The sequence below is a fragment of the Promicromonospora kroppenstedtii DSM 19349 genome (assembly GCF_000515355.1).
GTDB lineage: Bacteria > Actinomycetota > Actinomycetes > Actinomycetales > Cellulomonadaceae > Promicromonospora > Promicromonospora kroppenstedtii.
This window is the reverse complement of sequence record NZ_KI911760.1, coordinates 59,976-68,024: the sequence shown is the minus strand read 5'-3', so window position 1 is coordinate 68,024 and position 8,049 is coordinate 59,976. Positions and strand designations below refer to the sequence as shown.

Here is an 8,049-nt window from a genome sequence, read left to right as displayed (position 1 = left end):
GGCGGCCCGCGCGCGCTCGGCGCTCGCGCAGGGCAAGACACTGATCAACAGCGACTCCACCGAGTACTCGCGCCCCATCCTGGAGCGCTACGGCTTCGCCAAGGTGTCCACGACGACGCCCTACGTCTGGGAGCGCTGACCGGCCGAGCCGGCGCCGCCCCGGGCGGCCCGGCAGCCGGGCGTCAGTCCGCGCGCCGTCGGCCCATGATGTTGGCCGGCTCGCTGACGCCCGCGTACCGGAAGCCGGGCACCAGGTCCACGAACCCGAGGCGCCGGTAGAGCACCTTGGCCCGGTCGGCAGGGTCGGCGGTGGTGGACAGCAGGGTGTGGCGGTGCGGGGTCCGGTCGAGGAGCGTGCGCAGCAGCGCCGTCCCGAGGCCCCGCCCCTGGTACCCGGGCAGGACCTCCAGCTCGTTGAGCTCGAACGTGTCCACCGTCCACTCGCCGTGCCCGGCCCGGTCCAGCGCAGGTCCCACCTGCTGCGGCCACCAGTGGCCGGGCTGGTAGTCGAACCCGTACACGAAGCCCACCAGCGCGTCGTCCTCGAACGCGCCGAGGGTCAGTGCGCCGTCGTAGAGGGGCAGGTAGGCGAGGCGGGTGTCGCGGAAGTGGTCGCGGCGCTCGTCCGAGTAGCCGAAGGCGCGCTGGAAGACCGCGGCGATCTCGTCCGCGCGCCGCAGCACCTCGGAGGTCTCCAGCGCCCGGATCGTCATGTCGGCACGCTAGCGCCGTCCGCAGGGCTCGGCGCGACGGACGACCGGATGGAACGCAGGAGGCCTCGCGCGCGTTGCCCAGGCGGAGTTGGACAAGCGTCCTAGACTCGGTCACGCAGGGATTCTTACGAGGCGGGGTGTGTCGTGGTTCAAGGCAAGGTCATCAGGTTCGACGAGGTTCGCGGCTACGGGTTCGTTGCGCCGGACACCGGTGGGGACGACGTGTTCATCCACGTCAACGACCTCGAGTTCGACAAGCGCAACCTCGCCGTGGGCGCGGTCGTGGACTTCGCGGTGGAGGACGGCGACCGGGGCCTGAAGGCCTCCACGGTCACCCTGGTGGCGCCTGCCCCCGCCCTGGCCCCGGCGATGACGGCGACCGCCGTCGGCGCGAGTGCGACCACGGCGCCCGTCCCCACGTTCCTCCCGCCCCTGCCCGACGCCGGTTCGCGGCCCGAGGGCGACGGCCCGTCCGAGCGCGAGCTCGCGGTCGAGGTGACCGAGGTGCTGCTCGCCGGCGTGCCCACCCTGACCGCCGAGCAGGTGCTCGCGACCCGGGGTGCTTTCGTCGCGGTGGCGCGTTCCCACGGATGGGTGTGAGATTTCACCCGAGGTGTTACCACTCTGTTTCCGTCCTTGTTGTGCGGCGACGGCGCCGCTACGGAGCGATATCAGGTCGGTAACGATCAGATCCGCCAAACGGCGAAGTAGGGCAAACCCTCCCATCGCGTGAGTAGCGTGAGCGGAAACCATGACGGTGACGGACATCTCACCCCCGTGCGCTGCGGCGTAGCGGGGGTGACTACGGCGCCGGCATTCCCCTGAGGAGGAACATTGAAGATCAGGCGACTGAGCGCCGCCGTCGCAGTGGCTGCCAGTGGCGCGCTGCTGTTCTCGGCGTGCACCAGCCCGGCGGGTAACGACGACCCGGCCGAAGGTGAGTCCACGGCGACGTCGGCCGCGGCCGACGGTCCGTGCAAGGCTGACCTCGGGGACATCACCACCGCCGACGGTGAGGTCAAGGTGTCGGTCGAGGACGAGTTCCTCGGCTACAACACGAACACCCCCGAGACCTACTCCACGTACAACAGCGCCGTCACGGACCGTATCTTCGGCGGCTTCTACTACTTCGGTGCCGACGGCTCGATCTGCGCCGACGAGGACTACGGCACGTACGAGGCCATCTCGGAGGACCCGCTGCAGGTCCAGTACACCCTCAACGACGAGGCTGCCTGGTCGGACGGCACCCCGATCACCTACGCCGACTACCTGCTCGACTGGGCGGCCCAGGCGATCACCGAGGACGGCAAGGTCACCGACGACGGCTCGGAGACCCCCCTGTTCAACCACATCTCCGGCCTGACGCTGGGTGACTACGTGCCCGAGGGTCCGCAGGCGGACGCCCCGGACGCCAAGTCGTTCACCTACGACTACGAGCGCGTGTACGCCGACTGGAAGATCCAGATCGGTTCCGCGTTCCCGGCCCACGTGGTCGCCGAGGAGGCGGGCGTCTCCACCGAGGAGCTCGTCACCGCCATCCAGGACCTCGACATGGACGTCCTGAAGAAGGCGGCCAAGTTCTGGAACGAGGGCTGGCTGTCGCAGCCGGGCGAGGTCCCGGACCCGGCGATCGCCCCGGTCAGCGGCCCGTACGACTTCAAGGCCGACGGCTGGGAGGCCGGCCAGTACATCACCCTCGAGGCGAACGACAAGTACTGGGGCACGCCCGCCGCGACCAAGGAGCTGACCTTCCGCTTCGTGGCCGCCGACGCGCAGATCCAGGCGCTGGCCAACGGTGACCTCGACGTCATCCAGCCGAACGGCCCCACGGTCGACACGGTGACGCAGCTCGAGCAGCTCGGTGACGCCGTCACGGTGGACACCAACCAGAACCTGACCTGGGAGCACCTCGACTTCAACTTCAACTCGGGCATCTTCTCCGACAGCCTGGAGGCCCGTGAGGCGTTCGCGCTCTGCGTGCCGCGCCAGAAGATCGTGGACGACCTGATCAAGCCGATCGCCCCCGAGGCCGTCATGATGAACGCCCGCGAGGTCTTCCCGTTCCAGGAGAACTACGAGGCCACGGTCTCCGAGTCCTACGACGGCCGGTACGACGAGGTCGACCTCGAGGCCGCCAAGGAGAAGTTCGCTGCCGCGGGCCTCAAGGAGGGCGAGAAGGTTCGCATCGGCTACGCCGCGCCGAACCCGCGTCGTGCCGCCGAGGTCGAGGCCATCAAGTCCTCGTGCGACCAGGTCGGCTTCGAGATCGTCGACTCGGCCGCGCCGGACTTCTTCGACAAGGACCTGCCGAACGGTGACTACGAGGTCGCGCTGTTCGCCTGGGCCGGCTCCGGCCAGATCGCCTCGGGCGAGAACATCTACTCGTCCACCGGTCAGCAGAACTACGGTGGCTACTCCGACAAGACCGTGGACGAGGCCTGGAAGACGCTGGCCAGCACCACGGACGAGGCGGTGCACGCCGAGCAGACCGTGATCATCGAGAAGCAGCTGTGGGACACCCTGTTCGGTATCCCGCTGTTCGCCCACCCGGGCGTCATCGCCAGCAGCTCGAGCCTCGAGAACGTGCGGAACACCGCCGCTCAGAGCGGTGTGCTGTGGAACTCCGAGCAGTGGGCCCGCGCCTCCTGACGCGAGCCTGACGCAAGACCTGCGGGGAAGGGCGCCTCTGGTCCCTTCCCCGCAGGGCTGTTCGCTCCCGGTCAGGATTATTTCCAGTCCTGATCTGGGTCAATGGCGGCAATTTTCATCCGGTGTCCTAGAGTGACCCACTGATCGCATTCCCCAGCAGACGCCGTGCTGCGTCCGCCTCGAAGGGCCAACCCGTGCTCAAGTTCATCCTCCGGCGCATCGGCGCCTCGGCGCTCGTCCTGCTGGGCGCCTCCTTGCTCATGTTCTTCCTGACCATCAACTCGGGCGATCCGCTCAAGGACCTGCGCGAGTCGAACGACCCGAACCGCGAGCAGCTCATGGCGCAGCGGAGCGAGCTGCTCCGGCTCGACGACTCACCCTGGGAGCGGTACTGGGACTGGCTCAGTGGCGTCGGAGGCTGTTTCACCGGGAACTGCGACCTCGGCGTCACCATCAACGGCGTCGACGTGCTGGGCCTGACCCAGCAGGCGGCGGTCTCGACGCTCCGCCTGATCACCGTGGCCACGGTGCTCGCGATCATCGTCGGTATCGCGCTCGGCATCCTCACCGCGATCCGGCAGTACTCGGGCTTCGACTACTCCATCACGTTCAGCGCGTTCCTCTTCTTCTCGCTGCCGGTCTTCTGGGCCGCCACGCTGCTCAAGGAGTTCGCGGCCATCCAGTACAACAACTGGATCGCCGACGGCCACTACGCGCCATGGACCATCGTGATAGTCGCGGTGGTGGCGGGCTTCCTGCTCCAGGCGGTACTCGGCGGTACCAGGAAGCGCCGGATGCTGACGGCGGCCGCCGTGTTCGCGTTCGTCACCGTCATCCTCTTCGTCTTCAACGCCCTCGACTGGTGGCGCAACCCGATGTTCGGCATCGGCGGCGTGCTCGTGGTGTCGGCCGCTGCAGGTGTGCTCGTCACCGCCCTGGTCGCAGGCCTGCGGAACCGGCGCGCGCTCTACGCGGCCCTCACCACCGTGGTGGTCGGCGTCGTCGCCTACCTCGCCTTCGCACCGCTCCTGGTCAACAGCCCGAGCTGGGGTCTGCTCGCCGGGCTGTTCGTGCTCGCCGTGCTGGTCTCGGTCGGGATCGGCGCCGCCTGGGGTGGGTACGCCCGCAAGCAGTCCATGCTGGTCACCGGCATCACCGGTGTCATCACCAGCCTGATGGTCTTCGCCGACCTCCTGATCGCGCACTGGGCCAGCTTCCTGGGCGTCAAGTCGCGCCCCATCTCGACCATCGGCTCCCAGACCCCGAACTTCACCGGAGGCTTCTGGGAGCAGGTGCTCGACATGGCCACGCAGATCCTGCTGCCCACCATCCTGCTCACCCTGGTCTCCGTGGCGACGCACTCGCGGTACACGCGGTCGTCGATGCTCGAGACCCTGAACCAGGACTACGTGCGCACGGCCCGGTCCAAGGGCCTGTCGGAGCGCGAGGTCATCGTCAAGCACGCCTTCCGCAACGCCCTCATCCCGATCACCACGATCGTCGCCTTCGACTTCGCGGCCCTGATCGGCGGCGCGGTCATCACCGAGCAGGTGTTCGGCTGGAAGGGCATGGGCGCCCTGTTCCAGGACGGCCTGAACGCCGTGGACCCCGCGCCGGTCATGGCGTTCTTCCTCGTCACGGGTGTTGCCGCCGTGCTGATGAACCTGCTGGCAGACATTGCGTACGCGGCCCTCGACCCCCGGATCCGGCGCTGAGCGCGGGCCACGGCAGGAGACACAGACATGAGTGACATCAGGAACAGCACCCCTGGCGGCGAGGACTACGAGCCCCAGATCTCCGTGGCCAGCACCGACGCCGTCGGCCTCGCGGCCGGCGGCTCGGCGGCCCCGCTGCCCGGCGAGGACAAGTCCTACAGCCAGGGCCAGCTCGTCGCGCGCCGGTTCTTCCGGCACCGGGCGGCGCTCAGCTCGATGATCGTGCTCGGCATCATCATCGTCGTGGCGTTCACCTCGATCGGCATCGGTCCGATCCCCGGGTGGTGGCCCAACAACTACACGCTGCAGTACGACAAGATCGGCGACGGCGCGCCCACCTGGCAGTACCCCTTCGGCCAGGACACCGGCGGCAAGGACTACTTCGCCCTGGTCATGCGCGGCACCCAGTTCTCGCTGATCATCGCGTTCGCCGTGGGCATCATCTCGACGGTCGTGGGCACACTGATCGGGGCCCTGGCCGGCTTCTACCGCGGCTGGGTCGAGTCGGTCCTGATGCGGTTGACCGATGTCTTCATCGTGATCCCGCTGCTGGTCGTCGCGGCCGTGCTCGGCAAGACGGCGTCCGGCTGGGGCATCTGGGGCCTGGCCCTCGTGCTCGGCCTGGTCACGTGGACGAGCCTGGCCCGCCTGGTGCGCGGCGAGGTGCTCTCGCTGCGCGAACGCGACTTCGTGCTGGCCGCGCAGGCAGTCGGCACCAGCCCCTGGCGCATCATCAGCAAGCACGTCCTGCCCAACGCGGTCGGCGTGATCATCGTGTCCGCGACGCTCTCGATCTCCAGCGCGATCCTCCTGGAGACCTCGCTGAGCTTCCTCGGGTTCGGCGTGCAGGCGCCGGACACCTCGCTGGGTACCCTCATCAACGACTACCAGGCCGCCTTCGCGACGCGGCCGTGGCTGTTCTGGTGGCCGGGCCTGATGATCCTGGCCATCGCCCTGTGCGTGAACTTCATCGGCGACGGCCTGCGCGACGCGTTCGACCCCCGCCAGAACCGGACCAAGGACTGAGAATGACGACTCTCGACATCAGCGCCTCCGGCCCCGCCACGGCGACCGGCGACGCCGTCCTCGCGTTCGAGGACCTCACCGTCACGTTCAAGACCGAGTTCGGCGACGTGCACGCCGTCAAGGGCATCGACCTGGAGGTCCGGCCCGGCGAGGTCGTCGCGCTCGTGGGCGAGTCCGGCTCGGGCAAGTCCGTCACCTCGATGACGGCGCTCGGCCTGCTGCCCCGCAACGCGCGCGTCGGCGGCACCATCCGCGTGGGCGACAAGGTCGTGGGCGCCCTCGACGGCCGGGGCCTGCGCAACATGCGCGGCAACGACGTGGCCATGGTCTTCCAGGAGCCCATGACCGCGCTGAACCCGGTGCTCACCATCGGCGACCAGCTCACCGAGGGCCTCCAGCTGCACGGCATCGCGTTCGGCAAGCAGGCCATGGCCCGGGCCGCCGAGCTGCTGGGCATGGTCGGTATCCCCGAGCCCGAGCGCCGCCTCAAGCAGTACCCGCACGAGCTGTCCGGTGGTCAGCGCCAGCGCGTGGTCATCGCCATGGCGATCGCGTGCGACCCCAAGGTGATCATCGCCGACGAGCCCACCACGGCCCTCGACGTGACCGTGCAGGCCGACATCCTCGACCTGCTGCGCTCGCTCAAGGACAAGCTGAACACCGGCATCCTGCTGATCACGCACAACATGGGCGTCGTGGCCGACATGGCCGACCGCGTCGCCGTCATGCTCAAGGGTGACCTGGTGGAGACGGGGACCGCCGACCAGGTGCTCAACCACCCGCGGCACGAGTACACCAAGCGCCTGCTGGCCGCCGTGCCCCACCTGGGGTCCGGGCCGGGCCAGTTCGGCGACGTCGCGCCCGTGGAGGCGGCCCCCGAGGACCTGCCCGCGCTCGACCTGAACAACCTCGTCATCGAGTACCACCGCCTGGGCAAGCCCACCTTCCGGGCCGTCGACGACGTGTCGCTGTCGGTGGCGCAGGGCGAGATCGTGGGCCTCGTGGGGGAGTCCGGCTCCGGCAAGTCCACGATCGCCAAGTGCGCCCTGGGCCTCATCCCCGCGGCCTCCGGCTCGGCGTCGATCCTCGGGACCGACTTCGGCAAGCTGCGCGGCAAGGAGCTCAAGGCCCTGCGCAAGCGCATCGGCGTCGTGTTCCAGGACCCGGCGTCGTCCCTCAACCCGCGCCTGCCGATCGGTGACGTGATCGCCGAGCCGCTGGTGGTGCACAAGGAGGGCGACGAGCGGTCGCGGCGCCGGCGCGTGCTGGAGCTGCTCGACGCCGTCGAGCTGCCCCGCAGCGTCTACAACCGCTACCCGCACGAGCTCTCCGGTGGCCAGCGCCAGCGCGTGAGCATCGCTCGCGCGCTCACGCTCGACCCCGAGCTGCTGGTCGCGGACGAGCCGACGTCGGCCCTGGACGTGTCCGTGCAGGCCAACGTCCTGAAGATGTTCACGGCGCTGCAGGAGCGGTACAAGTTCGCCTGCCTGTTCGTGAGCCACGACCTCGCCGTGATCGACCTGCTGGCCCACCGCGTGGTGGTGCTGCAGAACGGCCGCATCGTGGAGCAGGGCCCCCGCGAGGAGGTGCTGCACCACCCCCGCGAGGAGTACACGCAGCGGCTCATCGCGGCGGCGCCCGTGCCGGAGCCGCTGGAGCAGCGCCGACGCCGCGAGGCGCGGCACGCGCTGCTGAACAAGCTCGGCGAGGATGTCGCGGAGCTGCACGTCGACGAGGACTACGAGCGCCCCGCGCCGCGGCAGGACGAGGGCGGCAACTCGTCCGGCCTCGGCGGCTTCATGGCCGACGGCGGCAACTGAGGTAGGCCCTCGGCAGGCTCGACCACCGGCACCGCTGGTCGAGCCTGCCGAGACCCCGCTACTCCGTGGCGTCCACCGTGATGCTGACCTCGCCCGGAGGCAGCCGCGTCTCGGCGTCGACCCAGG

General features: G+C 69.3%; 6 protein-coding genes and 1 pseudogene. 6 read left to right on the top strand and 1 reads right to left on the bottom strand.

The window, feature by feature from the left end:
• Window positions 1–139: pseudogene (locus tag PROKR_RS37670) on the top strand (GNAT family N-acetyltransferase); the annotation flags it as partial.
• A 43-nt stretch (window positions 140–182) separates the two neighbouring features.
• Here the strand turns inward: PROKR_RS37670 and PROKR_RS27575 are convergent.
• Window positions 183–713 carry a GNAT family N-acetyltransferase gene (locus tag PROKR_RS27575; RefSeq protein ID WP_051433440.1) on the bottom strand — a complete coding sequence of 177 codons (531 nt, stop codon included), beginning with the start codon at window positions 711–713 and terminating at the stop codon, window positions 183–185.
• A gap of 144 nt (window positions 714–857) precedes the next feature.
• Between PROKR_RS27575 and PROKR_RS27570 the strand changes: the two genes are divergently transcribed.
• The 5 genes from PROKR_RS27570 (at window position 858) to PROKR_RS27550 (ending at window position 7,923) form a co-directional block, all read left to right on the top strand.
• Window positions 858–1,313, top strand: a complete 456-nt coding sequence (locus PROKR_RS27570; RefSeq protein WP_036970281.1) for a cold-shock protein — start codon at window positions 858–860, stop codon at window positions 1,311–1,313.
• A gap of 234 nt (window positions 1,314–1,547) precedes the next feature.
• Window positions 1,548–3,362, top strand: a complete 1,815-nt coding sequence (locus PROKR_RS27565; RefSeq protein WP_036970279.1) for an ABC transporter substrate-binding protein — start codon at window positions 1,548–1,550, stop codon at window positions 3,360–3,362.
• Between the two features lie 194 nt (window positions 3,363–3,556).
• Window positions 3,557–5,077 (top strand): ABC transporter permease, encoded by a 1,521-nt coding sequence (locus PROKR_RS27560; protein WP_036970277.1) that lies wholly within the window; start codon window positions 3,557–3,559, stop codon window positions 5,075–5,077.
• Window positions 5,078–5,104: 27 nt separating this feature from the next.
• Window positions 5,105–6,103 carry an ABC transporter permease gene (locus PROKR_RS27555; RefSeq protein WP_036970274.1) on the top strand — a complete coding sequence of 333 codons (999 nt, stop codon included), beginning with the start codon at window positions 5,105–5,107 and terminating at the stop codon, window positions 6,101–6,103.
• A 2-nt stretch (window positions 6,104–6,105) separates the two neighbouring features.
• The gene (locus PROKR_RS27550) at window positions 6,106–7,923 is read left to right on the top strand and encodes an ABC transporter ATP-binding protein (protein WP_036970270.1); all 1,818 of its coding nucleotides are present in this window, start codon (window positions 6,106–6,108) and stop codon (window positions 7,921–7,923) included.
• The last annotated feature ends 126 nt before the right edge of the window (window positions 7,924–8,049 follow it).

Bases quoted from the DNA above. Each gene is read 5' to 3' on its own strand.
- PROKR_RS27575 (WP_051433440.1), bottom strand. From the start codon at position 713: ATGACGATCCGGGCGCTGGAGACCTCCGAGGTGCTGCGGCGCGCGGAC.
- PROKR_RS27555 (WP_036970274.1), top strand. From the start codon at position 5,105: ATGAGTGACATCAGGAACAGCACCCCTGGCGGCGAGGACTACGAGCCC.
- PROKR_RS27550 (WP_036970270.1), top strand. From the start codon at position 6,106: ATGACGACTCTCGACATCAGCGCCTCCGGCCCCGCCACGGCGACCGGC.